General features: G+C 33.2%; 26 protein-coding genes and 1 tRNA gene. 10 read left to right on the top strand and 17 right to left on the bottom strand.

What is annotated here, in order from left to right; genetic code table 11:
* The first annotated feature begins 1 nt into the window (after position 1).
* Positions 2 to 1,360, top strand: coding sequence for a hypothetical protein (locus Q0772_RS10910; RefSeq protein WP_298344289.1), 1,359 nt, complete (start codon positions 2 to 4; stop codon positions 1,358 to 1,360).
* A gap of 785 nt (positions 1,361 to 2,145) precedes the next feature.
* A complete protein-coding gene (locus tag Q0772_RS10915; protein WP_298344292.1) occupies positions 2,146 to 2,481 on the top strand; it encodes a hypothetical protein in 336 nt (111 codons plus the stop codon).
* A gap of 224 nt (positions 2,482 to 2,705) precedes the next feature.
* Here Q0772_RS10915 and Q0772_RS10920 read toward each other — a convergent pair whose 3' ends face one another.
* Genes Q0772_RS10920 through Q0772_RS10935 form a run of 4 tightly spaced genes read right to left on the bottom strand, consistent with a single transcriptional unit; the run spans position 2,706 to position 4,281 of the window.
* Complete coding sequence (locus tag Q0772_RS10920; RefSeq protein WP_298344295.1) at positions 2,706 to 2,891, bottom strand: hypothetical protein; 186 nt, start codon at positions 2,889 to 2,891, stop codon at positions 2,706 to 2,708.
* Positions 2,881 to 3,126 carry a hypothetical protein gene (locus Q0772_RS10925; RefSeq protein WP_298344298.1) on the bottom strand — a complete coding sequence of 82 codons (246 nt, stop codon included), beginning with the start codon at positions 3,124 to 3,126 and terminating at the stop codon, positions 2,881 to 2,883. The genes Q0772_RS10920 and Q0772_RS10925 overlap by 11 nt, the downstream gene beginning before the upstream one ends.
* Before the next feature lie 4 nt (positions 3,127 to 3,130).
* Complete coding sequence (locus Q0772_RS10930; protein ID WP_298344300.1) at positions 3,131 to 3,526, bottom strand: DUF5675 family protein; 396 nt, start codon at positions 3,524 to 3,526, stop codon at positions 3,131 to 3,133.
* Positions 3,526 to 4,281 carry a hypothetical protein gene (locus tag Q0772_RS10935; RefSeq protein WP_298344303.1) on the bottom strand — a complete coding sequence of 252 codons (756 nt, stop codon included), beginning with the start codon at positions 4,279 to 4,281 and terminating at the stop codon, positions 3,526 to 3,528. The genes Q0772_RS10930 and Q0772_RS10935 overlap by 1 nt, the downstream gene beginning before the upstream one ends.
* A 158-nt stretch (positions 4,282 to 4,439) precedes the next feature.
* On the opposite strand from Q0772_RS10935, the gene Q0772_RS10940 reads away from it, so the two are divergent.
* Complete coding sequence (locus tag Q0772_RS10940) at positions 4,440 to 4,637, top strand: hypothetical protein (RefSeq protein WP_298344306.1); 198 nt, start codon at positions 4,440 to 4,442, stop codon at positions 4,635 to 4,637.
* Here Q0772_RS10940 and Q0772_RS10945 read toward each other — a convergent pair.
* Together Q0772_RS10945 and Q0772_RS10950 are read right to left on the bottom strand one after the other, a co-directional pair.
* Positions 4,634 to 5,881, bottom strand: coding sequence for a site-specific integrase (locus tag Q0772_RS10945; RefSeq protein ID WP_298344309.1), 1,248 nt, complete (start codon positions 5,879 to 5,881; stop codon positions 4,634 to 4,636). The two genes, Q0772_RS10940 and Q0772_RS10945, sit on opposite strands and share 4 nt — an antisense overlap.
* A 239-nt stretch (positions 5,882 to 6,120) precedes the next feature.
* Positions 6,121 to 6,205, bottom strand: a tRNA-Ser gene (locus Q0772_RS10950).
* 189 nt (positions 6,206 to 6,394) lie between these two features.
* Here Q0772_RS10950 and Q0772_RS10955 point away from each other — a divergent pair.
* The 3 genes from Q0772_RS10955 (at position 6,395) to Q0772_RS10965 (ending at position 9,997) form a co-directional block, all read left to right on the top strand.
* Positions 6,395 to 7,024, top strand: a complete 630-nt coding sequence (locus tag Q0772_RS10955) for an NAD(P)H-dependent oxidoreductase (protein ID WP_298344312.1) — start codon at positions 6,395 to 6,397, stop codon at positions 7,022 to 7,024.
* A gap of 145 nt (positions 7,025 to 7,169) precedes the next feature.
* A complete protein-coding gene (locus tag Q0772_RS10960; protein ID WP_298344314.1) occupies positions 7,170 to 8,363 on the top strand; it encodes a DegT/DnrJ/EryC1/StrS family aminotransferase in 1,194 nt (397 codons plus the stop codon).
* A gap of 86 nt (positions 8,364 to 8,449) precedes the next feature.
* Positions 8,450 to 9,997, top strand: a complete 1,548-nt coding sequence (locus tag Q0772_RS10965; RefSeq protein ID WP_298344317.1) for a family 16 glycosylhydrolase — start codon at positions 8,450 to 8,452, stop codon at positions 9,995 to 9,997.
* Between the two features lie 9 nt (positions 9,998 to 10,006).
* Here the strand turns inward: Q0772_RS10965 and ribB are convergent, their stop codons facing one another.
* The 6 genes from ribB to tpx form a co-directional block, all read right to left on the bottom strand.
* Positions 10,007 to 11,170 carry a 3,4-dihydroxy-2-butanone-4-phosphate synthase gene (gene ribB / locus Q0772_RS10970; protein WP_298344320.1) on the bottom strand — a complete coding sequence of 388 codons (1,164 nt, stop codon included), beginning with the start codon at positions 11,168 to 11,170 and terminating at the stop codon, positions 10,007 to 10,009.
* A 16-nt stretch (positions 11,171 to 11,186) separates the two neighbouring features.
* The gene (locus tag Q0772_RS10975; RefSeq protein WP_366105598.1) at positions 11,187 to 13,151 is read right to left on the bottom strand and encodes an LptF/LptG family permease; all 1,965 of its coding nucleotides are present in this window, start codon (positions 13,149 to 13,151) and stop codon (positions 11,187 to 11,189) included.
* A gap of 9 nt (positions 13,152 to 13,160) precedes the next feature.
* Positions 13,161 to 13,796 carry an outer membrane lipoprotein carrier protein LolA gene (locus Q0772_RS10980; protein ID WP_298344323.1) on the bottom strand — a complete coding sequence of 212 codons (636 nt, stop codon included), beginning with the start codon at positions 13,794 to 13,796 and terminating at the stop codon, positions 13,161 to 13,163.
* A 9-nt stretch (positions 13,797 to 13,805) separates the two neighbouring features.
* Positions 13,806 to 16,196, bottom strand: a complete 2,391-nt coding sequence (locus Q0772_RS10985; protein WP_298344326.1) for a DNA translocase FtsK — start codon at positions 16,194 to 16,196, stop codon at positions 13,806 to 13,808.
* A 111-nt stretch (positions 16,197 to 16,307) separates the two neighbouring features.
* Entirely contained in the window at positions 16,308 to 16,676 is a 369-nt protein-coding gene (locus Q0772_RS10990; RefSeq protein ID WP_298344329.1) for a diacylglycerol kinase family protein, read from the bottom strand.
* A complete protein-coding gene (gene tpx / locus Q0772_RS10995; RefSeq protein ID WP_298344334.1) occupies positions 16,669 to 17,175 on the bottom strand; it encodes a thiol peroxidase in 507 nt (168 codons plus the stop codon). The genes Q0772_RS10990 and tpx overlap by 8 nt, the downstream gene beginning before the upstream one ends.
* A 502-nt stretch (positions 17,176 to 17,677) precedes the next feature.
* On the opposite strand from tpx, the gene katG reads away from it, so the two are divergent.
* Both katG and Q0772_RS11005 read left to right on the top strand, forming a co-directional pair.
* Positions 17,678 to 19,897: a catalase/peroxidase HPI gene (katG, locus tag Q0772_RS11000; protein WP_298344337.1), complete on the top strand. Its 2,220-nt coding sequence runs from the start codon at positions 17,678 to 17,680 to the stop codon at positions 19,895 to 19,897.
* Positions 19,898 to 19,964: 67 nt separating this feature from the next.
* Entirely contained in the window at positions 19,965 to 20,435 is a 471-nt protein-coding gene (locus Q0772_RS11005) for an ankyrin repeat domain-containing protein (protein WP_298344340.1), read from the top strand.
* A gap of 151 nt (positions 20,436 to 20,586) precedes the next feature.
* Here Q0772_RS11005 and Q0772_RS11010 read toward each other — a convergent pair whose 3' ends face one another.
* The 5 genes from Q0772_RS11010 to nhaC all read right to left on the bottom strand — a co-directional run bounded on the left by Q0772_RS11010 (position 20,587) and on the right by nhaC (position 24,147).
* On the bottom strand, positions 20,587 to 21,042 hold the full coding sequence (locus Q0772_RS11010; RefSeq protein WP_298344342.1) for a GNAT family N-acetyltransferase: 456 nt from the start codon (positions 21,040 to 21,042) through the stop codon (positions 20,587 to 20,589).
* 173 nt (positions 21,043 to 21,215) lie between these two features.
* Positions 21,216 to 21,473 carry a hypothetical protein gene (locus Q0772_RS11015; protein ID WP_298344345.1) on the bottom strand — a complete coding sequence of 86 codons (258 nt, stop codon included), beginning with the start codon at positions 21,471 to 21,473 and terminating at the stop codon, positions 21,216 to 21,218.
* Positions 21,454 to 21,768 carry a thioredoxin family protein gene (locus Q0772_RS11020; RefSeq protein WP_298344348.1) on the bottom strand — a complete coding sequence of 105 codons (315 nt, stop codon included), beginning with the start codon at positions 21,766 to 21,768 and terminating at the stop codon, positions 21,454 to 21,456. The genes Q0772_RS11015 and Q0772_RS11020 overlap by 20 nt, the downstream gene beginning before the upstream one ends.
* Positions 21,769 to 21,870: 102 nt before the next feature.
* Entirely contained in the window at positions 21,871 to 22,515 is a 645-nt protein-coding gene (locus Q0772_RS11025) for a peroxiredoxin (RefSeq protein ID WP_298344350.1), read from the bottom strand.
* A gap of 150 nt (positions 22,516 to 22,665) precedes the next feature.
* Positions 22,666 to 24,147, bottom strand: a complete 1,482-nt coding sequence (nhaC, locus tag Q0772_RS11030) for a Na+/H+ antiporter NhaC (RefSeq protein WP_298344354.1) — start codon at positions 24,145 to 24,147, stop codon at positions 22,666 to 22,668.
* A gap of 110 nt (positions 24,148 to 24,257) precedes the next feature.
* Here nhaC and Q0772_RS11035 point away from each other — a divergent pair, with 110 nt between their 5' ends.
* Positions 24,258 to 24,482, top strand: coding sequence for a hypothetical protein (locus tag Q0772_RS11035; RefSeq protein ID WP_298344357.1), 225 nt, complete (start codon positions 24,258 to 24,260; stop codon positions 24,480 to 24,482).
* A 93-nt stretch (positions 24,483 to 24,575) separates the two neighbouring features.
* On the top strand, positions 24,576 to 25,346 hold the full coding sequence (locus tag Q0772_RS11040; RefSeq protein WP_298344360.1) for a hypothetical protein: 771 nt from the start codon (positions 24,576 to 24,578) through the stop codon (positions 25,344 to 25,346).
* Positions 25,347 to 25,353: the final 7 nt, after the last annotated feature.

Genomic DNA, 25,353 nt, shown 5'->3' on the forward strand with positions numbered 1-25,353 from the left:
TATGTTTGAAATCCAGAATAAGATAATAATAGTTGACGACAAGAAAAATCAATTAGAAAAACTAGGGAAAGCATTTTTTAAGAACGGTTTGGGATGTAGAACTTTTGAATATTCACCAGAATATGACGAGCCACTTAAGAACGTACGTATAGCTTTTTTTGATATAAACTTGACACAGAGAAGTGTTGATCATAAATATGATAGTTCAACAGAAATAATTAAACATAATAGTGCAGTATTTAATGATTTAGCTAGGGCTATTAACCAATATATTGCCAAAGATAATGGACCTTTTGCATTAATATTTTGGACTGCTAATAAGGATGTAATTGATGCTTTTATTGAATATGTTCAAAACCCAAAAAGAGGTTATAGTGAAACACCTTTTCCAGTATTTATAGGCTGTATTGATAAGAATGAGTTTACAGATGAGACAGAAACTCAGGATTTGTCAGATAGAATTTTAGATATAATAAATGATGATTCAGTTAAGTTTCTTTTTGATTTTGAAAGTATTGTAAACAAATCTAGCTCAGAAACTATCAATAAGTTTTTTAATATTATCCCAAAAGGAGAAGTTTGGGGAGATTCAAAAGCATTCATTGATAATTTAGGCAAGGTACTTTCTAAATTGGCTTCTTCTACTTTAGGCTTTGAATATGCTAAAGAAAATCCTTTGAAGGCGGTTAATGAAAGTCTAATCCCACTTCTTAATAGTGAGATTAGCAAAGCTGAAAGTGGCACAAATTGGGGAACTATATTAGCACCTTTATTTGCTGCAGAAAGATTAAACGAACTTAGCCTTCCAGATGAGTCTATTCAAGAAAATGTAAATGGAATATTCCATATTGATTTACCAAGTAATGAAAAGGATATAAGAGGTGCTGTTATAAATGTTAATAATGCAGACCAAAATATTTTAGATACTTTTAATATTACCAATACTGTTGAATGGTTCAATAGTTTTATTCCTTTTCTGCCTTCAGCAAAAGCGATTAAACGAGAAGTAAGAGATGCTTCAGAGCTAGTTGCAATTGAATTAAGTGCTGCGTGTGATTATTCAAATAAGAAAAAGCGTATAAACAAATACATTTTGGGTTTTATTACACCAAGTTTTGATGTTAAGGAATGTATTGACAATGACAGAAGGCCAGATAGTAGCTATCATATTGGAGGTTGTACTTTTTCCTTTGAAAATAGACCTTTTCAAATATGGTTAAATTTAAATTATGTATTTGGATGCTCAACCAATGATGATAGATTAGGGGAGGTTAGGTTTATTTTGAAAAAAGAAATAATGGATATGATTGGGAATAAATATGCTAGTCACATTTCAAGAATTGGTATTACTAGCTTTTAACAACTCCACACTTCCAGCACATACTCATTCTTTCATTTCGCGAAAAGCTACATTCACTCAATCGCAAGAGCTTCCAATTCCGCGCAATACTAGTTATGTCCATTTTGCACCTGCCTATCGGACAGACGCTACATTCCCATAACCAGTATTTTTTGCCAACGTTCAATTAATCGTTTGTTTAATATTCAGTAATAGTATCAAAATTTAGGAAGGCAGGTAATAAGGAGTTCGTCAGTCGTTCCATTTAGTTTCATAGTACATAATCAAAAACGCTTCTATCGTCGCATTTGTGCTTACCGTAAATACTACTACTGCGGCGAAACGTCCTCGCAGCACTATTTACTTGCACTATTGCACACATTATTCTATTCCTCACCCATAGCTACTCTTGTACCTTAAAATCCAAAGTAGTTTTGCGCTATGCGCAAGATTTAAAAATTAAGGTACAAGCGCTATTTAATGTTTTGCGAGCCTGCGTGTCGCTGCGGTCTTTAACGGTTGTCACATTTTTTGAAATCATTTTAATGATACCTTATGTGTATTTGAAAAATGAATATCCTAAAAACCTTTGCGTTAAGGTATAATCCGAATCAAAAAACTGCGCCAACCTAGTGTTTTCAACATAGTCGTGAGTGCCTTCCGTCCCTAAAGGCATTCACTCACAACAACCTTGCTAATCTCGCAGTCGGCTCGCGCCTTTTGGATTACCTGCTTAACTATCATGAATAAAAGTGACAGAATTGTAAGTATAATTATATTTCAAGACATTTGTAAAAATTAATTCAATGATAGAAACCTACCTTATATTATGTAATGCGTTGGATGGAAAGCTAGATACTGTTTTACGAAAAAATAATTATTTTCCTAAAATGGGGCAAGATAAGCTTCAAAAAATTGAACAAGAATATGTGTCCAATTGCAGTGATATAATTCTGAGTCAATTAGAAGAAACTGAACTTTCTATAGTAGAAAAGCAAAAAATTGAAAATGCACTTCAACCTATTATAAGCCAAAATTTAAAGAAAAATAAATGGCTACGTTATTATGAATTAAGTGGAGGTTATAATAAAAAAGGTCACAAATATAGCTGGCTTCCATCGTCCGCCGCCATAATGCTATAAAGCTCAAGCCAAAGGTTTTAAAAAAAATAATACGCTAAAAAGCGCGTACTATTTTTTTAAACCTTATTTCAGGCGCATTATTTTCCCCAAAAAGCTTGACAGCATTGCCTCACCAACAATGAGATAGTTGTCTTTTTTGTTTTTCTAAAAAAATATTGGAAGGGTTTTGTGCTACTTCTGAAAGTTCTCGCTAAAAGAAAAGAGCCTCTACTGAAACTCTCTTTCTACTTTCTCTTTCTAAGAAATTGATGAAACCATTTCAACACAAGAGAAACAATATAACTAACAACAGCACCTAAAATAGCCATTATGATGGTTTTAATAATATCATCTGAAGTAATATGAATCCATGTTGAAGATATTGTTCCACCAATAATTGAAAATTTAAGATGAGATAAGTTATTGCTCATCTGTTTGACTTGTCTTAGGGATTTCAGTCTCATCATCAATAGTCACAGCTTGACTGACTGCAGTTGCAACAGTTCCTGCAACGGTCATATAAGTTGCAACAGTAATAACTAAAGCAGGCATGCTAATAGGTGCTGCGATAATTGCACCACCAGCTGTAGCCAATGCGATGCCAATATTTCTTAAAGTTCTAAAGAACTTTGGTGTTGGTTTTTTATAACGATCTACGATATTCATTTGTTTAAGATTTAATAGTTAATAATATAGTTTCATTTCTATCGAATGCTTGATAGCATAGCGATACTAATTTTTGAAGTAATGGTTTTGAATTACTACCTTTTCCAATGCCTGTTAACTGCGTAACAGGTGCAATACAACCACGAAGCTCACGTTTCGCATTGTTGGCTGGATGCAGAAGTATAAGGCTACGACCTTTCACATTTGCAATATGTAAATGATGTCCAAACTTTGTAGAATACCTCGCTTTCAACTCATATTCGTCTTCCGGAATACAAGACACATTTCTTTGGTTATTCAACCAGGGCAATTCAATAGTAAAACCTAAAAATTGACCATTATAGAAGAGAGCACTATTCGTGCCCTCTTCAAAATAGGTCCTATGGAGCAATACATTCATTAGATTGTATCTACTTGCGCAATAGATAAAGCGTTAAATGCACCGTTTTTCAACGGATACATTTGTCCGTTTACCTCTTGGTAAAACTCAATACCAACAACTTGTAATACTGGAAGTACTGAGTTAGCTGTAAGAGCTACAGATAAGTCTATTGGAGCTGTGTTTGCGCCATTATAAGGAAGGATTGCAGTTTCGTCGCTTTCGAATACAGAGGCTTCATTTGTAAAATCAAGTTCTGCAGCACCCATTACAACTTTAAAATGCGTTGTACCATTTGGTGCAGCAATTCGCACCGTTGGTGCAAATGCAGCAATATCCAAATCTACATTTCCTGCAACACGATCATATGCTGTCACATATGGCGTGAAAAGGGTCGCACCTAATTTACCATTGATGTTAAACTCAAAGCCCAGTAAAGTGTTCATATCACCATTTTCGATGGTTCTAAGTCCACGCTCGTTTACTGCATCAGTTTTAGTAACTGCAACTAAGATTTTTGTCAAACGACTTACTACGCGTTTATCTTTTGCATTCTGCAAAAGCACACGAATAGCATTTCTAATCAGTTTTCCTCCTTTTCCTGCACGTCCAAATTCAGAACCGTTTTCACGCGTTCTCTGAAATGCTGGGTCATTAGCAATACGATTTTTATCGACACCACCTTTTGAACGTGCTAGGTGTCCGTCAGCACTTTTGTAGAAGGAAATATCACCGATAGTTCCTTTCAATTTAATAATACCTGTTTGTTTAGCCATAATGTTCTAAAATTTTGATTTTGAAACAAAAGACAGTAGTTTTATAAAAGAATTCAAAAACATCTACACATCCATTCCGATTGATTCGTTTTATGCCAATACAATACATATAGACGATACCAAGATGAGGTATGGACTAAGTATAGATAAAGTATTAAATGAGAATAATAAGAGCTTGCATATATCCGAAAGACATCCAACGCATCACAGGAAGAAGTGAGCGCTACGGACGTAAGCTTTTAAATGACATTAAAGCACACTTTGGCAAGATGCCATATCAATTTATCACAGCAGAAGAATTTTCAGAGTATAGCGGTATAAATATGATTACCATAGAAAAGTACCTTAAAGACTAAGAAGTTTGCTTATTTATTGTTGCAATAGGGTTAGATGAAAACTTTTCCCTAAGTGTGGCCATATCATCACTGACTTTTTTATCCAAAATTTTGGCATAATGTTGTGTAGTCTTAAGTGATTTATGTCCTAACATCTTACTAACGGACTCTATAGGTACACCATTGGTAAGGGTTACTGTTGTTGCAAATGTATGACGTGCCAAGTGAAACGTAAGATTTTTTGTAATACCACAACTATCTGCAATCTCTTTAAGGTAAGAATTCATTTTTTGATTGCTAAGAACAGGCAATAAGTTATCACTATCAATTACATCTAGATGCTCAGCATACTTCCTAATAATCTCTTTTGGTATCTCTAAAATTGGAATATTGCTTCTAGTATCTGTTTTACTTCTTTTAGTTTTAATCCAACGTTTGCCATCTATTCCAACAACTATATCGTCTTTAGATAGCTTTTTTACATCAGCATAAGCTAAACCAGTAAAACAAGAAAATATAAATATGTCTTTTACTAATTCTAATCTAGGGATGGAGAATTCCTTTTCAACCATTACTTGTATTTCTTCTTTTGAAAGAAATTCTCGGTCTATCGTTTTTAATTTAGCTTTCCAATTAAAGAATGGATCCTTGCTTATCCAATCGTTAGCATAAGCTATGCGAATGATTTTTTTGAAGTTAGTAATGTATTTAATAGCTGTGTTATGACTACACTTACGGGTAGTCTTTAAATAATATTCAAATCCAGTAATAAATTTGTGATTAACATCCTTTACAGGAATATCATCCGTGTTATATTCTTTTTGAATATACTCTTGTATGTGTCTTTTCGCTGTTCTATAACGCTCAGCAGTACCAGGGGCAAAGTCTTTTCCAACCAAACTATTTACTTTATTGTTATGCTCCTGGAATATCTCTATAAGCATTTTATTTACTCTGTCCTTCCCTAAGTATCGATTCTTAATGGCTAACGCAGTAACGGTCTTTCCTTCATCTATAAAGCGCTCTTGTAGTTTTTGAAGCTTATGTCTAATACTGTCAATATATGAGTTGATAGTTCTGGATTCAGCACTAGTACCTTTTAATTTACCAGTGGTAGAATCCCATTTTTCTACAAGTACCTTTCGTTGAATACTTATCTGTGCTCTTTTGCCATTTACCGTTATACGTGCATAAATAGGGGCTTTACCATCTAAAGTCGCTTTGTTTTTCTGCAAGAAGAAAAGAATAGAAAAAGTGTGATACATCGGTTACCTATATAAATTCTACATAAATATAATGATTTTTATATTTACAACCTACTGTTAATCATAGTATTTATAGGTGTTTAATGAAATTCGGTTACCTATGTATAAAATCAAAATAGGCAACCGAATAGGTTACTTTTTGATTGATTTTAGATGATTTTAGATGATTGTACTAAGAATTAAAAAAGCCCTCAAACATAGTGTTTGTGGGCTTTTAGTAGAATTTAGTAAATTCTTAGCGGAGAAAGAGGGATTCGAACCCCCGGAGGTGTGACCCTCAACAGTTTTCAAGACTGCCGCATTCGACCACTCTGCCATTTCTCCTTGAGTGCCTCATCAAGCTATTTGCTTGAATGCGGGTGCAAATATAATGTCCTTTTTCATTCTATCAAATAAAAATCTAACTTTTTCACAATAAATTTTGAGTATTTCCCAATGCTTAGATTTTATTGGCCAATACACTAAAAATGAAAACTACATACCTTATTTTTGCAAAAACATATTACACCATAAATGGATACAATAAAACAGCTCAAGTGGCGGTATGCAACAAAAAAATTTGATACCACTAAAACTTTATCAAAGGCTAAGTTAGATGTTATATTACAAGCATTTAACCTTACTGCAACCTCGTTTGGGCTTCAAACCATAAAGCTAGTTGTTATAGAAGATAAAGACATCCGAGGAGCTTTAGTAGCTCCTGCATTTGGTCAAAAACAAGTTCAAAATGCATCTTATTTACTAGTAATTTGTATACAGAAAAACATTGAAGATACCGATGTAACTACCTACTACAACAACATAAAATCTATACGTAATACCTCAGAAACCATATTAAAACCCTACCGAGACGAATTAATTAAAATGATGCAAGATAAAACGGTAAAAGAGCGGCAGCAATGGTCAACCAATCAAGCCTATATAGCTCTCGGGAATTTAATGACCGTTTGTGCTATCGAGGGTATAGACGCATGCCCCATGGAAGGGTTTTTACCAGATCAATACGATGAAATTCTTAAATTAGACAAAAAAGGGTTAAAATCAGTATTACTTCTTCCAATCGGTTATCGTGCAGAAGACGATATGTTTTCAACATTCAAAAAAGTTAGAAAGCCAATAGAAGAAGCCGTAATAAAAATATAAAGTATTTGGGCGTTACCGCAAGGGTCGGGCTTTCGGTAGTCGCTTTTTTGTGTTGCATAGGTGCAACAACACAAAAAGAGCTTCAACAAAACCTCAATCCCTAACGCAGTAAGTAGGCCCATTTCAACATTAAAGAACATACAATATGCCAGGATTTGAATTATTTGGAGATTTAGAACGAAAAGAAGTAAACGATGTGCTTGATAATGGCGTGCTTATGCGCTATGGATTCGATGGTATGCGTAAAGGCCATTGGAAAGCTAAAGAGTTAGAATCCGAACTTCAAAACACTTTTCAATCTAAACATGTGCAATTAGTATCAAGCGGAACCGCAGCAGTATCCGTAGCACTAGCAGCAGCAGGTGTTGGTGCAGGCGATGAAGTCATCATGCCAACGTTTACTTTCGTGGCCAGTTTTGAGGCCATTATGATGCTGGGAGCCATACCTGTTTTAGTAGATATTGATGATACACTTTGTTTAAATCCTGAAGCCGTGGAAAAAGCCATTACACCAAAAACAAAAGCCATTATGGTGGTGCAAATGTGTGGAAGTATGGCAGATATGGGCGCATTAAAAACTATTGCTACTGAACATAATCTAATCTTAGTTGAAGATGCATGTCAAGCTATTGGCGGCACTTACAAAGGAAAACCACTAGGAAGCATCGGCGATTTAGGATGCTTTTCCTTCGATTTTGTTAAAACCATTACTTGTGGTGAAGGTGGAGCAGTAGTAACAAACAACAAAGATTACTACATAAATGCAGATCATTATAGCGACCACGGACATGATCATATCGGTAATGATAGGGGAGCTGAATCTCATCCATTTCTGGGTTATAATTTTAGAATATCAGAACTACATGCCGCAGTTGGGCTGGCACAAGTAAAACGTTTGCCTGAATTTTTAGAAATTCAAAAAAGAAACTTCAATATACTCAGAGAGGCCTTATCACAAATTCCAGAAGTGACTTTTAGAACGGTTCCAGAAGGTGGCGAAGAAAGTTGTGCCTTTTTAAACTTCTCGTTACCAGATCTAGAAATAGCCACAAAAGTATCAGAAGCCTTCAAAACAAATGGTATTGATGTTTGTTGGAATTACTATAATAATAGCTGGCATTATATCAGAAAATGGGAGCATCTTAAAGATTTAAAATCACTTTACCCCATCTCTGAGGAGATAAAAAAAGGGTTGTCAAATTTAAATAAACAAGATTTCTCAAAATCCGATTATCATATAGGTAGAAACATATCCTGTTTAATAAAACTCTCTTGGACTGAAGATGAAGTATTGTCTAGAGCTTTAAAAATGGCTAAAGTTATTAGAGATCACGTATAGTTTTTAGGATTTGTATTGGTTTTGTATGGGTTAAAAATTCTTTTTTAAAGGCATAGGTTAACTAATTTTACAATAAAAGTAAACCCATGCCAAAAAACACCTTGCACTACATAGCAACCATGCTTTTAGTTTCGCTGTTTTGCTTTTCGCAGCAAACACCTATAGACTTTTCATCTAATTCACATAACTTTAGTTCATGGGGCGGTAGTACATTTATTATTCTCCCAGGACCAGTAGATTCTAATAATGATACTGGACAATTTTTTCGCAGTAGTTCAGCATTAGAACAAGGTAATTATATAGATTTGAGTAGATCTATTGATTTGGATACTGAAGATGAGATTACCTTAAGATTTCACTCATTTGACACAAATCCGCACGATGTTATAGTTAAATTAGAGAATGGAACCAATCCAGACGTTGAAGTACTTGTAACTGCGCCTTCAAATCAAAATGCGTGGTCAGATCTAACGTTTGATTTTTCAACAGTTGGTGGTACAGGTCAATATAGTAGATTAACGATTAGAATTGATGATGGTAGTACTATACCAGGAGCATTTAGAATCGACGATATTAATGATGGCAACATAGCAACAGACCCTAATGCACTGGATGTAATATATTCAGATTTAGTATGGTCAGATGAATTTAACACACCAGGAAAGACTCCCGTAGATAACTCCAAATGGCATCACCAAACTTTTGGACCTAATGGCGGACGATGGTTCAATGGAGAAGAGCAACATTATACAAACAGTTTAGATAATTCTTTTGTTGAAAATGGATTTTTAAATATTGTGGCCAAAAAAGAAGAAGGTTTTGAGCAAAATGGGGTTATTTTAGATTACACGTCTGCAAGATTAAATTCTAAATTAGCATTTACTCATGGAAGAGTTGATGTAAGAGCTAAATTGCCTTTTGGAAATGGAACATGGCCCGCAATATGGACACTTGGTAAAAATATTAATGAAACTGGGGCGTATTGGCAAACGCAAGGTTTTGGTACAACAAGTTGGCCAGCTTGCGGAGAAATTGATATTATGGAACATGGCTTAGGTGCTACTAATCATACATCAAGTGCAATTCATACACCTTCCAGTTCTGGTAACACTGTAAATACAGAATCTCAAGTTCTAAATGATGTAGCTAATAATTTTTATGTTTATTCAGTAAACTGGTCACCAAATCAAATTACGTTTATGGTTGATGGTATTGGTTACTACACTTACAACCCAGCAGTTAAAGATGCTAGTACTTGGCCGTTTAATTTAGAACAGTACCTCATATTAAATGTGGCTATGGGCGGTATATCTGGAACTATTGATTCAGGTTTTACAGAAAGTGCAATGATTATTGATTATGTAAGAGTTTATCAAAATAACGCTTTGAGTGTTGATTCCAACAGTATAAATAATATAAATTTTTACCCAAACCCAACTTCAGACACACTTCATGTGCAAACTCATCTAAATCTTGATAAGATTTTAATCTTTGATATGCTAGGAAAGAAAATAGTAACAAAAGTTGATCCTAAAAAATCAATAGATGTATCAGAATTACAACCTGGGTTATATATTTTAAAAGCATATAGCGGCGAACAGAACATTATTACAAAAAGAATAATTATTGAGTAAAAAGATTCTTTAATAATTTACATAATTAACAATTTCTAATCCATAACCAATTAAACCAACACGTTTAGTATGTTTTGTATTAGAAATTAACAGTAGTTTATGAATGTCTAAGTCATGTAATATTTGTGCGCCAATGCCAAAATCACGAGTATCCATATTTATCCTAGGTGCTTTGGCAACATGAGCTTCAACTTGGTTTTCTTTCAAAAAAGACAGGCGACTTAATATATTCATTGATTGTAATTCTTGATTAATAAAAATTACAGCACCTTTCCCTGCTTCATTAACTACCTTAAACATGTTTTCTAACTGCTGGTCTGCATTGTTGGTAAGTGTACCTAAAATATCATTATTAAACAAAGTAGAGTTAATTCTGGTTAGGACTTCTTCATTGGGGCTCCAATGTCCTTTAGTTAAAGCAATATGAACTTGATTATTAGTAGTTTGTTTATAAGCCCTTAATCTAAAACTTCCAAAACGTGTTTCAATTTGAAAATCTTCTTTTTTCTCAATTAAAGAGTCGTGTTGCATTCTATAAGCCACTAAATCTTCAATAGAAACGATTTTTAAACTTAGCTTTTTTGCGACTTCAAAAAGTTGAGGTAAACGAGCCATAGAGCCATCTTCATTCATAATTTCTACAATGACTCCGGCAGGATTTAATCCCGCTAATCTTGCAAAATCTATAGCAGCTTCAGTATGTCCTGTTCGCCTAAGAACACCACCATCTTTTGCAACTAAAGGAAAAATATGACCAGGTCTAGCTAGCTCAAAAGGTTTTGTATTATCATTGATTAGTGCTTGTACAGTTTTAGCTCTATCACTTGCAGAAATACCAGTGGTAACGCCATGGCCTCTTAAATCTACTGATACTGTAAAGGCGGTTTCCATGGGGTCAGTATTATTCCTAACCATCATATTAAGTTCTAGCTCTTTACATCTGCCTTCAGTTAATGGAGCGCAAATAAGACCCCGACCATGGGTTGCCATAAAATTTATCATTTCCGGACTCACCTTATCAGCGGCAGCAACAAAATCACCCTCATTTTCACGATTTTCATCATCAACAACAATTATAACTTTACCATTTCTGATATCATCTATAGCTTCTTGAATAGCATCTAGTTTAAATTCTTGTTTTATTGTCTTTGGTGTCATAGTATTTGCCATCATAATGCAAAGATATGGCTTATTTTAAAGATTCTAAACAATTTAACCTAAGGTCGTCTTTCATTTTTTGATTTAAAAACAAATAGGTGATAAAATAAAAAGGAAGCCCAAGAATTAAAAGTAGTATGTTAGGTTTTTTCTTAGTTTTACCAATGTATGTGTAAAACTGAAAAGTATTTATAATAGACTTGATATAATAGATAACATACATTACAAGTGATGTGATACTTAATTCTATAGCTGGTGATATTAATGAGTTTAACTTATTATTTTTAAATACAAAGAATAAAATCAATAATGAAATTCCAATAAGATACAGTACCCAAGCAAATCTAGAATGTTCATTATAATCCTTTTTTAAAGCTTCTGTGGTATCATAATCTTTACTGATTTTTAAACCTTTTATTCTTAAATCTAATGTGGATAGCCCTTTTGAGTGTAATATTTCAATTGCACTGAATCTTACATTCTCGTCATGACCTAAAGCGTCATAGTTATTAATAGTATCTATTAATTCATCTTCTTTATAATCAGTTAGAAATTTATAGTCTACATTGTTCTTTCCTTTAATATTAAAGACTTGTTTTATAGGTTCTAATATACCGTCAAAATCAAATAACCCTCTATCAGCAGTTGCTCTTTTGGTTAAAAATATACCAAGAGGAAGCATAACCAAAGTGGAAAACCACGGTGCAATAATAGGATTGAAACCTCCATTTTTTGCACTGTTTGTTGCAAATATTCCAATGAAATGGTAGGTTAAAAATAATAAAATGGCAATGACCATAGGCAAACCTATACCGCCTTTACGAATTAATGCTCCAAGCGGAGCGCCTACAAAAAATAAAATAACACAAGCAAAACCTAAAGCAAATTTTTCATGAAGCGAAATAACATGGCGATTAAGCCATGTTTTTGAGTTTTTCATGGTATTATCTTTCGAAATAACCAATTGCTTAGAGCTAATCATAGATTTACTAGCAACATCAACCATTTTTACTTTCTCTTTGGTATTAAATAGATCCAGTATTGGTCCGGTATAGCTAATGGAATCGATTTCTTTTTTATTTGGTATTTGATTTCTGTTGAGACCAGATCTTAAATGTAAATTTTTTGAAAACGTTTTGTGTTCATCTCCATATTTAACAACTAGCGAGTCAATAGTTTTGTTCAATCCGCTAACATCTAACATGTTGTATTTGTCAGTTTTAGATTGCTCATCAAAATCAACATTATTTAATTTGGATAAATCTATATTGATTATTTTGGTCTCAAACGTACTTTTAGCAAAAGGTTTTCTAATTCGAGATTTTCTATTTTCTGGAGATACATCACTGTAATAATGTCCATCATTCAAAATAAGTTTGAGGACGTTTGAGTCTTTTTCGCTAGCAAGTTCACCAGTTTTAGATTTAATAACTGTAGCGTTAGATCTATTATCTTTTCCTTTGACATGAATTGTGACATCTTTTAGGAATTGGTCACGATCTCCATATTTGTCAACAAATTTGATATTATAATTTCCAACAGTGTTAAATTGTCCTTCAGCAAGTAACATGGCGGGTTTTAGCTTTGCTATGTTTCTTCTAAGATTATAAGAATTTAATTCTGCCCAGGGTATGACATTGTTAGAAAAGAAGAACGTCGTAATTCCTAATATAACAATAAAAACACTTAATCCAGACATGGCACGTTGTAATGAAATACCTGTAGATTTCATTGCAGCAAACTCATAGTTCTCAGCAAAACTACCAAATACCATTATTGATGCTAGAAGAATGGTTAGGGGTAGTACTAAGGGTATAAGTTTTGGCATGAAGTACGCTAAAAACTTTACAATTACAATAATATCTAGGTCTTTGCCAGCAAGTTCTTTAATGTAAAGCCATATAGTTTGTAAAACAAAAATCAGCATGAGTATTATAAACACACTGATAAAAGTTTTAAGGTAAGTGGTTAGTATGTAACGGTCTAGTATTTTCAAACGAAGAACCTAATCTAATTTATTGATGTAGTAATCTTTATATTTATTGGCATCAAAGGTAAATAAGGTTTTTGATAACGGTATATTAGTTTTAAAAGAATTAACAGTAAGTGTTGTTTTTGTACCGTTTTTACCTATTTGAATTAAGTTGTATATGTTTTTTGTTTGTGCATCAATACCTAAAAGAATACTCTTAATTTCAGAATTTGAATCAATAGGTGTAAGTTTTACATATTGGATTTTTCTTCCATTTATATTCTGAGTAATATCAAGTTTGTAAGTGTATCCATCTTCATAGAATGATAACATTTTACTGGGTGTAATAGCATCTATTTCATCTTCACTATCTGAAGAAATGGTAACTTCTTCATCTTCGGTACTAATTGTATAGAGTTTATTTCCGTCAAACAAACGAGTAACACCAAGGATATTTAATCTGTATTTATCACCTTGCATAACAACATCACCTTTAGTTTCTTGTTTTATGTTTTCAGATTGATTTTCTAAAGCATATTTGAAATCCAAAGAAATATTATCGTAATTTTTTACTTTTTCCGATACTTCATTTAATAAGCTTTTGGCTTTATTTTGGGCAAAAGTACTTACTGATAGTGTTATTAATATTACTGCAATTAATCTTTTCATGGTTATAATTTATAATAATTCATCTTCTAAAAGTTTATCCAGAGCAGTTAAATCTGGGACTAAAACTTGTCTCGCTTTACTGCCTTCAAAAGGACCAACTATTCCAGCGGCTTCTAACTGATCAATTAATCTGCCTGCTCTATTATAACCTAGTTTTAGTTTTCGTTGTAATAAAGAAGCAGAACCTTGTTGTGCGGTTACAATAACTATGGCAGCATCTTTGAATAGTTTGTCTCTGTCTGATATGTCTACATCAAGACTTGTGCCACTTTCTTCTCCAACATATTCAGGTAACATGTAGGCTTCTGGGTAAGCTTTTTGAGAGCCAATATAATCTGTTATTTTTTCAACTTCGGGGGTATCTACAAATGCACATTGTACACGTATTAAATCATTTCCTTGTGTGTATAGCATATCACCTCTACCAATAAGTTGGTCTGCTCCAGAACCATCTAAAATAGTACGTGAATCAATTTTAGAGGTTACTCTAAAGGCTATTCGTGCGGGGAAATTAGCTTTTATTATACCAGTGATAACGTTTACTGATGGTCGTTGCGTTGCTATAATTAAATGAATCCCGATAGCACGAGCTAATTGGGCTAAACGTGCTATTGGTGTTTCTACCTCTTTACCCGCCGTCATGATTAAATCTGCAAACTCATCAACAACTAAAACAATATATGGTAAAAATTGATGCCCATCATTTGGGTTTAATTTTCTAGCTTTAAACTTCGTGTTGTATTCAGCAATATTTCTACAAAATGCATTTTTAAGAAGTTCATAACGATTATCCATCTCAATACATAATGAATTTAATGTATTTATAACTTTAGTATTGTCAGTTATTATAGCATCTTCACTATCAGGTAGTTTTGCCAAATAGTGACGTTCAATTTTATTAAAAAGTGTTAATTCAACCTTTTTGGGGTCAACCAAAATAAACTTGACTTCGGCTGGGTGCTTTTTATAAAGTAGTGATGTTAAAACCGCATTTAATCCAACTGATTTACCTTGACCAGTAGCACCAGCCATAAGTAAGTGAGGCATTTTTGCTAAATCGACTACAAAAGTTTCATTACTAATTGTTTTACCCAGAGCTATTGGTAATTGCATTTCTGAACTTTGAAACTTCTTAGAAGCAATTACAGAGCGCATGGAAACGATTGTTGAATTTTTATTTGGTACTTCTATACCAATAGTGCCTTTTCCCGGGATTGGAGCAATAATTCTAATTCCTAGTGCAGAAAGTGATAAAGCTATATCATCCTCAAGGTTTTTGATTTTTGAAATTCTAATTCCTGCATCAGGTACAATTTCATAAAGTGTTACAGTAGGGCCAATAGTTGCTTTAATACTTGAAATTCCAATTTTATAATTATTTAAAGTATCAACAATTCTATTTTTATTTTCTTCTAATTCTTCTTGATTAATGGTGATGCCCTCAGTGTCATATTTCTTTAACAAATCTAGGGTAGGGAATTGGTATTTTGCGAGTTCTAAAGTAGGGTCAAACTGCCCAAAATCTTCAACAAGTTTATCAGCTAGATTATCAGTTTCAGACTTTTCTTCTTTTACGTCTTCAACTTTTATTTGTAATTCGGGTTCTTCTTCAATTTCAGCTTCAGGAATTTTCACCTCCAGGGGAGCTGTTTCTAATTTAGTCTCAATAGGTTTTTTAGTCTCAACTTTTATCTTCTCTAAAGATAATTCATGCGCTGTTTTTATAGCTTCAGCTTCTTCAGATAAATTATTATCAAAAGGCACAACAATATCTTCTTTCATTTCAGAAAGCTCATCTTTTATATCTTTTTTAGCCGACTTAAAAATATTGGCAATACTTTCAAAAGTAACTTTGAAACGCATAGCTAAATAAGTTATTAAGCCAAATACAAGTAATAAAACAGTACCAATTTTACCTATATAATCTTGAAGAAAACTATTAACCTCATACCCTATAGTGCCTCCTAAAATATCGTTTTTGTTTCCGAAAAAACCTAAGAGGATAGATAGCCAAATAATTATTAAAACACCCCAAAACCAGTGTTTTCTTAGTTTTGCTTTACTAATATTCATTAAAACATAAACACCAGATAAAAAGATTAAACCAGAAAATATAAAAGACGCTACACCAAACCCGCGATTAATAAAAAAATCGCTTAACCAAGCTCCAGATTTACTTAACCAATTTTGTGTTTTTACGTCTCTAGAAGTGAAATTAGACAGTGTACTCTGGTCTGCCTCTCCTGTAAAAAGATAGGATACAAACCCTATAAATAGTAACAAACCCGCTATAACTAAAAAACTACCTAATACCAACTTTTGCTGGCTAGATAATTTAAAACTAGGCGCTTTTATTTTTTTTCTAGGTGCTTTTTTAGCTTTGGGTTTGCTTTTGGCCATTAACGGTTTGTTGTTTTCAAAAAATAATCTAAAAATAAGATTGTTATTGAATGATTTTAGCAATGCAACAAAAATACAAATTACTAACGTTTATCCTAAGGTATTAGTATTTTAAAAAATCTTAGGTAGGTATATAACAAGCCCAATAATACTAGCAAAAACAGAGGCTATAAAAACAGCCCCTGCAGCAATATCTTTTATTAAGCCAATTTTATGGTGGCGTTCTGGATGAATAAAGTTAGCTATTTCTTCTATGGCTGTATTTACACCTTCAACACTCATAACTAAACCAATCGCTAAAATTTGAACTATCCATTCACTATGAGAAATTTCATAGTAAAACCCGGCAATAGTAACAATTAAAGCTATAACAAACTGAATTTTTATACTAGCCTCAGTTTTTAAAAGAAGTAGCGCCCCTTTAAAAGCATAACTAACACTTTTTAATCGGTTTACTAAAAAAGAGTCTTTTTTAGGCATCTTGTAGCGCTTCTAAAGCAGCTTTGTAATTTGGTTCATCAACAATTTCACCAACTTGTTCAGTGTATTTTACAGTACCATTTTCATCTAAAACAATAACACAGCGCGAATGTAAACCTTCTAGTGGACCATCAACAATGTTTAAACCATATGATTTTCCAAAGCTACCATCTTTAAAATCCGATAAATTAACAACATTTTCTAAACCTTCCGCAGCACAAAAACGAGCCTGAGCAAACGGTAAATCTCTAGAAATACAAAGTACTTTCGTGTTATCCAATTCGCTAGCTTCTTGATTAAATGTTCTTACAGATTGAGCACAAGTTCCAGTATCCACACTCGGAAATATATTTAAAACAACCTTATTTCCCTTATAATTCGTCAGATTATGTACGTCCAAATCTGTTGTGGTTAGTAAAAAGTCTGGAGCCTTGGTGCCAACTTCAGGTAAGTTACTCGATGTATTTATTGCGTTTCCTTTTAATGTAATTGCAGCCATTTTTTTATGTTTAAATTTAAGCTTCTAAAATATGAATATTTAATCTTATTCATTCATTATTACTTAATAAATTTTATAAAGGCATACTGATATATTGATGGATAAAAATTAAAATCTTTTTGATCTTATTACAATTGGCGTGTAATTCACTACAAGTCCTCGCTGTTCCACTAAAACCTAAAATTTGTGAGATTTTATTCATTATTTTATGTTTCATATTAATGAGTTCATGAATATTAATATTTCACTACAATCCCAAAGGTATTAGGCTATATACTAATGTACCAGTAATAGTATTTTTTGTTTTTGTTTTGCTTTTTTAAACTAGTAAAAAATGAATCAATGATATTCAAAAACTATTAAATAGTATTTAGTGATAAGTTTTATCAATCCAAATATAGCTTTAAAAAATATAATTCATGTTTTTTGAGGGCATATAATCCTTAATTTTATTTCATTCAATTACAACTGAGAATAACTCACTAAATTATAAAACATAAAAATGGATAACAACAATCATCATGGAGAAGCATTTGATATTAATAACTCTGATGCCAGCAAATGCCCTTTTTTAAGTGGCGACCAAAAGAAAACTGCAGGTCGAGGAACTAGTAATAGAGACTGGTGGCCTAATGAATTAAAGCTAAATATCTTGAGGCAACACGCGCCAAAATCAAATCCTTTAGGAGAAGATTTTGATTATGCTAAGGCGTTTAATAGTATTAATTACGATGAGCTAAAGCAAGATTTAATTAATTTAATGACAGATTCGCAAGATTGGTGGCCAGCAGATTATGGCCATTATGGAGGCTTTATGATTCGTATGGCGTGGCATAGTGCTGGTACTTATCGTGTAGGTGATGGTCGAGGAGGAGCAGGAACAGGTACACACCGTTTTGCACCTTTAAATAGTTGGCCAGATAATGGAAACTTAGATAAAGCCAGATTATTATTATGGCCAGTAAAAAAGAAATATGGGAATAAAATATCTTGGGCAGATTTAATGATTCTTGCAGGAAACTGTGCATTGGAGTCTATGGGTTTTAAAACCTTCGGATTTGCAGCTGGAAGAGAAGATGTATGGGAACCAGAACAAGATATTTATTGGGGAAGTGAAACAGGTTGGTTAGATAATGATGATAGATATGATACAAGTGATGGTGATTTAGAAGGCCATTTGGGAGCTGTACATATGGGATTAATTTATGTGAATCCAGAAGGCCCCAATGGCGAGCCAGATCCACTAAAATCTGCACACGATATTAGAATCACTTTTGGTCGTATGGCTATGAATGATGAAGAAACAGTAGCCTTAGTTGCTGGAGGTCATACATTTGGAAAAGCCCATGGAGCTGCAGATCCAGGTAAATATGTTGGGGTAGAGCCACATGGTGCTTCTATTGAAGAAATGAGTACAGGTTGGAAAAACACTTTCAATTCTGGAGTGTTAGATGATACAATTACCAGTGGATTGGAGGGTGCGTGGACACCAAGTCCAACAACATGGGATGATGAGTATTTTGATGTGCTGTTAAATTACGATTGGGAATTAACGAAAAGTCCAGCAGGAGCACATCAATGGACGCCTAAAAATGCAGACGCTAAACAAGCACCAGCAGCTGGTGGAAACGGCACACAAGCTTTAATGATGTCTACAGCAGACATGGCTCTAAAAAAAGATCCAGGGTTTCTAGAAATCTCTAAACGTTTTCATAAAGACCATAAAGCTTTTGAAGACGCTTTTGCAAGAGCATGGTATAAATTAACACATCGTGATATGGGGCCTATAAATCGTTATTTAGGACCTGAAGTACCAAAAGAAGAATTATTATGGCAAGATCCAATTCCAAAAGTAGATTATACATTAAGTAATTCAGATATTGAATCTTTAAAGAAAATGATTTTAGCTTCTGGTTTAAGTGTGTCAGAATTAGTAAAAACGGCTTGGGCTTCGGCTTCAACATTTAGAGGATCAGATATGCGTGGTGGTGCCAACGGTGCTCGTATACGTTTAGAACCTCAACGAAGTTGGGAAGTTAATAACCCATCGGAGTTAAATAAAGTATTGCATGTTTTAGAAGGTATTCAAAACAATATAACGACTACCATTTCAATGGCAGATTTAATTGTTTTGGCTGGAAATGCGGGTGTTGAAGAAGCAGCTAAAAATGCAGGGCATGATATATCTGTACCATTTACACAAGGTAGAGGAGATGCGTCTCAAGAACAAACCGATTTAGAATCTTTTGGATATTTAGAGCCTTTAGCTGACGGGTTTAGAAATTACATGAATCCAAAATTAAAAGTAGCTGCCGAAGATTTATTGGTAGATAGAGCAAATTTATTAACACTGTCAATTCCAGAAATGACAGCTTTAGTAGGTGGTTTACGAGTATTAGGAACAAACTATGATGGTTCTAATTATGGTGTTTTTACTGATAATGTTGGAAGTTTAACTAACGATTTCTTTTCAAATATTTTAGATTTTGCTTACACTTGGAGTGCAACTTCTGATGATGATACTATTTTTGAAGGACGAGACAGAAGAACAGGAGCCGTTAAATTCACAGGCACACGAGCAGATTTAATTTTTGGTTCGAATACAGAGTTAAGAGCTGTTGCCGAAGTGTATGGCGCTAACGATGGACAAGATAAATTTGTAAACGATTTTGTTGCAGCTTGGACTAAAGTGATGAATTTAGATCGATTTGATTTAAAATAAATATTGAATTTATAGATTGAAAGGGATGAGTTTTTATGCTCATCCTTTTTATTTTTGAAATATAACTATGAACGAAACAGAATTGTTTTTTAATACTATTCAGCAAGGAAATATTGAAAATATTGAAGCGCAACTTGAAAGAAATCCAGAATTAGTAAACGTAAAAGACACTAGAGGTTTTACGCCTTTAATTTTTGCCTCTTATTTTGATAAAGAGGCTATTGTTAAACTATTATTGAATCATAATACGCCTATTGATGCAACTGATGCTTCAGGAAATACAGCCTTAATTGGTGTTTCTTTTAAAGGAAATACAAGTTTAGCAAAGTTATTGATAAAACACGGAGCAAATATTAATGCTAAAAATAATAATGGTGTGACATCTCTAATTTTTGCAACCATGTACAATCAAACTAAAATGGTTGAAATGCTTTTGAAACATGATGTTGATGTTTCTTTTGCAGATAAAGATGGAAAAACTGCTTTTGATTATGCTGAGGAAAAAGGGTTTAAAGGTATTGTAGATCTTTTGAATTAGTTTGAATTTTGAGGTTCGTTTAACGGTTATTATAAGAAAGAATAGTTGTGGCGTTAAGTCACTAATTTAACAAACAAAAAATAGCCAGAGGAAAATCCGGAGGGTTTTCCGAGTAAGTAATGAACTAGCAATAATTTTATACATTGTTGCATTAGTTTTTTATTCTGTTATATACATTTGGATTATGTTTTTCCATGTAAAATTCAGGATAAGGTAATTCCGTAAATCCAAATTTTTTATAAAGCCATTCGGCTGTGTCAGTTAATAAAATCCATCGTCTTAATCCTTGTAGATTTGGATGTTCCATTATTTCATTTATAAGCCATTTACTTAACCCCTTTCCTCTATATTCCTTTAGAACATAAACATCTCCTAAATATGCAATAGTTGAATAGTCTGAAATTATTCTAGCAAAACCAATTTGCTTGTTTTCGTAATAAAGCCCAAAATTCAAAGAGTTTTCAATTGATGTTTTTAAAGTATTGATTGGAATTCCCTTGGCCCAATCGGTTTCGTTTGCAAGGAATTTGTGAATGCTAAAAACATCTAATTTATCTTTATCAGTTGAAATGGTATATTCATTTTTATGGATTTCTCTAATTTCCAATTCAGTATTTTTTTAAATTAATTACCAATGTTTTTACGGATATGCGTCGTTTTAATGACTTATATCCGACGTTAAACGAAGATAGCTGAAATTTTTTTACAAAGTCAAGTTTCAATAAAAACAAAAAACCACTTCAATTGAAGTGGTTTTTAATACTTATTTTTCTCTTTCAATTATGTGTCAATCGATCCCATTACGCGTCCCATAAAACTATTTAAAGCTTCTTTTTTAGGTGTACCATCTTTAGTCATTTTATTAACTTCAATGGCACCGTACATGTTAGAGATTAATTCACCTATAACATCTAATTCTTCATCCTTTAATGAAGGTGCTTCTGTTAAAGCTTCTAAAGTTTCAATGGTTTCAACTAAGAAGTCTTCGTCGTTGTCTTCAATAAACTGCGTTAAGTGTTTAATTACTGGTAACTTCATTTACTAAATCTTTTAAAACATCAAACTTGTTAGTCTGCACTTGGTTTACAAATGCACCATTTTTAAAAGTAGCAAATGTTGGTAAATTATCAACAGTTGCTAACTTTCTGCTTTCTGGAAACTTTTCCGCGTCAGCGATAATAAAAGTAACGTCTTCTAATTCTGAAGCTAGTTTCTTAACTTTCGGTTTCATAATACGGCAGTTACCACACCAGGTTGCAGAATATTGCACAACAACAGTATCGTTCTCTGCAACTAAGCTTTGTAAATTATCTTGTTCTAATTCTTTTACCATAACTTATTATTTTATCATCATTGCAAGAAACGAAGCAATCTCACTATAATTGAGTAGATTGCTTCACTTTGTTCGCAATGACGTTTAGAATTTGGATTTTTTTTAATTAGCATGAGCAGCTAAATACTCAGCAGTAGCTTTAGCATTGGCACTCATAGCAGTTTTACCTTCTTCCCAGTTTGCAGGACAAACTTCACCTTTTTCTTGTACGTGTGTTAATGCATCAACTACACGTAAATATTCTTGAACATTTCTACCTAAAGGCATATTGTTTATGCTTTCGTGTTGTACAACACCATCTTCATCAATTACATAAGTTGCTCTGTAAGTAACGTTATCGCCTTCAACTTGAACTGTTCCTGTTTCTTCATCATAGGTTTCGTTAGTGATATCTAAAATACCTAAAACGCTAGATAAATTACGGTTGCTATCTGCTAAAAGTGGGTAAGTAACACCTTCAATACCGCCATTATCTTTTGCAGTGCTTAACCATGCAAAATGCACCTCAGGCGTATCACAAGATGCACCAATTACAATGGTGTTTCTTTTTTCAAATTCACCTAAAGCTGCTTGAAATGCATGTAATTCTGTTGGACATACAAAAGTGAAATCTTTTGGGTACCAAAACAATACTACTTTTTTCTTATTGTTAACTGCTTCTTCAAGAACATTTACTTTAAAAGTATCGCCCATGTCGTTCATGGCATCTACGTTTAAGTTTGGAAATTTTTTTCCTACTAATGACATATTTTTAAAATTTTATAATTAAGATTCATTTTTCAGTGTGCAAAAATAGATTACAACTAAAGAAAATAAAACATCATAAAATTTTAAATACCTATTGATTAATAGTATTTATTTATGGGTGTTGAAAATGAGTGTATTACCGATTTGTGTCTAAGATTTTAGTTGTTTGATTTTAATATGGAAGGCAGCAAAAAGGAGCGTCATGAATGGACTTAACCAATTAAAAATCGCATAAATAAAATAATCAAAAACACTAACTCCAAGTACGCTACTATGGTAGGCACCACAAGTGTTCCATGGTATTAGAGGTGATGTTACGGTACCAGAATCTTCAAGTGTTCTACTTAAATTTTCTGGAGCAAGCCCTCTATCTTCATAAGCCTTTTTAAACATTTTTCCAGGAACGACAAGAGCAAGATATTGATCTGATGCAGTAACATTTATTGCTAAACAGCTAATAACAGTACTAGCAAATAATCCAAATGTAGAAGTCGCTAGGTTTAATAAGACTTTACTGATTTTTGATAAAGCACCAATGGCATCCATCACGCCTCCAAATACTACCGCACAAATAATCAGCCAAACTGTACCTAACATACCACTCATTCCTCCTGAAGTGAATAGATCATTTAGATCGCTATTTGAAGTTTCAATTGCAGTATTCACCGTCATAGCATTCATAATACCTTTATATGCAGACTTAAATGTTAAGGAGTCTGCCTCTGCTATATTTTTAACTATTTCTGGTTGTGTAGTAACTGCCAATAGACCGCCTAATAATGTTCCTATTAAAAGGGCAACTAAAGGAGGCGTTTTTTTTATAATTAAAAATATAAGAACCGCTGGAACAAGGAATAGCCATCCACTAATTAGGAATGTTGAATCTATAGCTTCTAAGATAATGGATGTGTCTGCAACCCCGTTGGTATTAATTGTAAAACCAATTATAATAAAAACTATAAGTGTAATAATAACAGTAGGAACGGTAGTTAACGTCATATATTTGATATGCGAAAATAATTCGCCACCAGCCATAATTGGTGTTAAATTTGTTGTGTCACTTAGTGGGGACATCTTATCACCAAAATAAGCTCCTGATAATACTGCTCCAGCTGTCATTCCAAGAGAAATACCCAAAGCGTTTCCTATTCCAATTAATGCAATACCTACAGTTGCTGCAGTTGTCCATGAACTTCCTGTTGCTATAGAAGTTATGGAGCAGATAATAACACAAGCAGCTAAAAAAATATTAGGGTTTAAAATTTGTAACCCGTAATACATCATAGATGGAATAATGCCACTAATTAACCAAGTACCGGCTAGAGCACCTACCATTAACAGAATGAGGATAGCCCCAGTTGCTGATTTTATACTTTCTGAAACTTCATCCAACATAAGCTTATACGATACCTTGTTGTAAAAACCAACAATAGCAGCTACAGCAGCTCCAAGTAGTAAAATGAATTGATTTGAGCCACTTAACGCATCATCCCCAAAAACATACACATTATAGGCCAACATTCCAACAAGGGCAAGTAAAGGAATTAATGCTTCCCAGATATTAAGCTCCTTATTTTCTATAATATTTTGGTCATTGGCTTTAAATTCAGATATGTTTTGGTCGTCTTTCATCTAGGTTTTTTTTGCTACGTAATGTTACGATTTTATTGAAAGCTTTCAAAATGATGTGACTTTTTTGATTCATAGTGTCTTATTTAATACCAAACCTTAATAACTTAACCATGTTATATATTTTATCATTTTTATTTGCATTCGCTGTACTTTACTTTTTGATATATGAAGAATCTAACAAAGATTTAGCATCTACCATATCAAAAAATGAAAATAGTTTTGAGTTGATTGAATCTGAAATTCATCAAACTACTCCAATGTTAAACTTTAAATCATTCATAATCCCTGATGAGTTAGGTTTTCTAATGGATGCCGAAAATAATATACCTAATTAAAATCTTATAAAAATGATGACTATAAGAGGTTTTTTACATATATTTTATTTATTTTTACCAATAAGTAGCGCTTATAAAAGCACCTATCAAAAAATGAAAAGAATTTTCTCTCGGTTTCTTTTGTTTTTCTGCCTTAACCTATCTGCACAAGTTGGAGTTGGTACAACCATGCCAGACTCAACTTTAGATGTTAATGGTTCGTTATCTCTAAACATAACGAGCACTTCAGGTAATCTCACTTTAGATGCTACACATCATACAATAATAATTGCAGGAAATCATAATATCACCTTGCCAGCAGCAAATACCTGCAATGGAAGAGTATATGTTATTAAAAATCCAACAACAAATACGCCTACTATATCATCATACAACGATTTAAAAGGGAATGCATCTACTTCCTTAAGTAATGAAACAACTATCAGTCTACAAAGCGATGGTACTAATTGGGAACAAATAAGTACAAATAAAATTGCTTACGAAAAAGTTGTTATTTGGGCAGAAGAAGCATCAGATTTAGCTAGTAATCAAATGGAATGGAGTTTTGCAAATGGAGATACGGGTTTTATAGGTATACCTCTTCCTGAAGCTTGGGAGGCTTATGCAGTAAGTTTTCATGCGGATAATACGTCCAATGGTTCTAATACGATGCTTATGGCTGTTGTAAACATATCAGGCAATGGCGCGTTTACAGAATTTTTCAGATTTACAGCTTCAGGAGCTAACGATAATCTGTCTTATACTGAAGTTTTAACAACTCCTGTAGCTATTCCAGCAGGAACTACTTTAGGCTTTAGATCTATAACAGAAGTGGGTAACATAAATAGCGCCCGTGTTGCTGTATGGTTAAGACGTATACCATAATACTTTA

Source organism: uncultured Algibacter sp. (genome assembly GCF_947490405.1).
Lineage (GTDB): Bacteria > Bacteroidota > Bacteroidia > Flavobacteriales > Flavobacteriaceae > Algibacter_B.

Coding starts and splice junctions, on each gene's coding strand:
- Q0772_RS10910 (WP_298344289.1), top strand. CDS start 2: ATGTTTGAAATCCAGAATAAGATAATAATAGTTGACGACAAGAAAAAT.
- Q0772_RS10915 (WP_298344292.1), top strand. CDS start 2,146: ATGATAGAAACCTACCTTATATTATGTAATGCGTTGGATGGAAAGCTA.
- Q0772_RS10920 (WP_298344295.1), bottom strand. CDS start 2,891: ATGAGCAATAACTTATCTCATCTTAAATTTTCAATTATTGGTGGAACA.
- Q0772_RS10925 (WP_298344298.1), bottom strand. CDS start 3,126: ATGAATATCGTAGATCGTTATAAAAAACCAACACCAAAGTTCTTTAGA.
- Q0772_RS10930 (WP_298344300.1), bottom strand. CDS start 3,526: ATGAATGTATTGCTCCATAGGACCTATTTTGAAGAGGGCACGAATAGT.
- Q0772_RS10935 (WP_298344303.1), bottom strand. CDS start 4,281: ATGGCTAAACAAACAGGTATTATTAAATTGAAAGGAACTATCGGTGAT.
- Q0772_RS10940 (WP_298344306.1), top strand. CDS start 4,440: ATGAGAATAATAAGAGCTTGCATATATCCGAAAGACATCCAACGCATC.
- Q0772_RS10945 (WP_298344309.1), bottom strand. CDS start 5,881: ATGTATCACACTTTTTCTATTCTTTTCTTCTTGCAGAAAAACAAAGCG.
- Q0772_RS10955 (WP_298344312.1), top strand. CDS start 6,395: ATGGATACAATAAAACAGCTCAAGTGGCGGTATGCAACAAAAAAATTT.
- Q0772_RS10960 (WP_298344314.1), top strand. CDS start 7,170: ATGCCAGGATTTGAATTATTTGGAGATTTAGAACGAAAAGAAGTAAAC.
- Q0772_RS10965 (WP_298344317.1), top strand. CDS start 8,450: ATGCCAAAAAACACCTTGCACTACATAGCAACCATGCTTTTAGTTTCG.
- ribB (WP_298344320.1), bottom strand. CDS start 11,170: ATGATGGCAAATACTATGACACCAAAGACAATAAAACAAGAATTTAAA.
- Q0772_RS10980 (WP_298344323.1), bottom strand. CDS start 13,796: ATGAAAAGATTAATTGCAGTAATATTAATAACACTATCAGTAAGTACT.
- Q0772_RS10985 (WP_298344326.1), bottom strand. CDS start 16,196: ATGGCCAAAAGCAAACCCAAAGCTAAAAAAGCACCTAGAAAAAAAATA.
- Q0772_RS10990 (WP_298344329.1), bottom strand. CDS start 16,676: ATGCCTAAAAAAGACTCTTTTTTAGTAAACCGATTAAAAAGTGTTAGT.
- tpx (WP_298344334.1), bottom strand. CDS start 17,175: ATGGCTGCAATTACATTAAAAGGAAACGCAATAAATACATCGAGTAAC.
- katG (WP_298344337.1), top strand. CDS start 17,678: ATGGATAACAACAATCATCATGGAGAAGCATTTGATATTAATAACTCT.
- Q0772_RS11005 (WP_298344340.1), top strand. CDS start 19,965: ATGAACGAAACAGAATTGTTTTTTAATACTATTCAGCAAGGAAATATT.
- Q0772_RS11015 (WP_298344345.1), bottom strand. CDS start 21,473: ATGAAGTTACCAGTAATTAAACACTTAACGCAGTTTATTGAAGACAAC.
- Q0772_RS11020 (WP_298344348.1), bottom strand. CDS start 21,768: ATGGTAAAAGAATTAGAACAAGATAATTTACAAAGCTTAGTTGCAGAG.
- Q0772_RS11025 (WP_298344350.1), bottom strand. CDS start 22,515: ATGTCATTAGTAGGAAAAAAATTTCCAAACTTAAACGTAGATGCCATG.
- nhaC (WP_298344354.1), bottom strand. CDS start 24,147: ATGAAAGACGACCAAAACATATCTGAATTTAAAGCCAATGACCAAAAT.
- Q0772_RS11035 (WP_298344357.1), top strand. CDS start 24,258: ATGTTATATATTTTATCATTTTTATTTGCATTCGCTGTACTTTACTTT.
- Q0772_RS11040 (WP_298344360.1), top strand. CDS start 24,576: ATGAAAAGAATTTTCTCTCGGTTTCTTTTGTTTTTCTGCCTTAACCTA.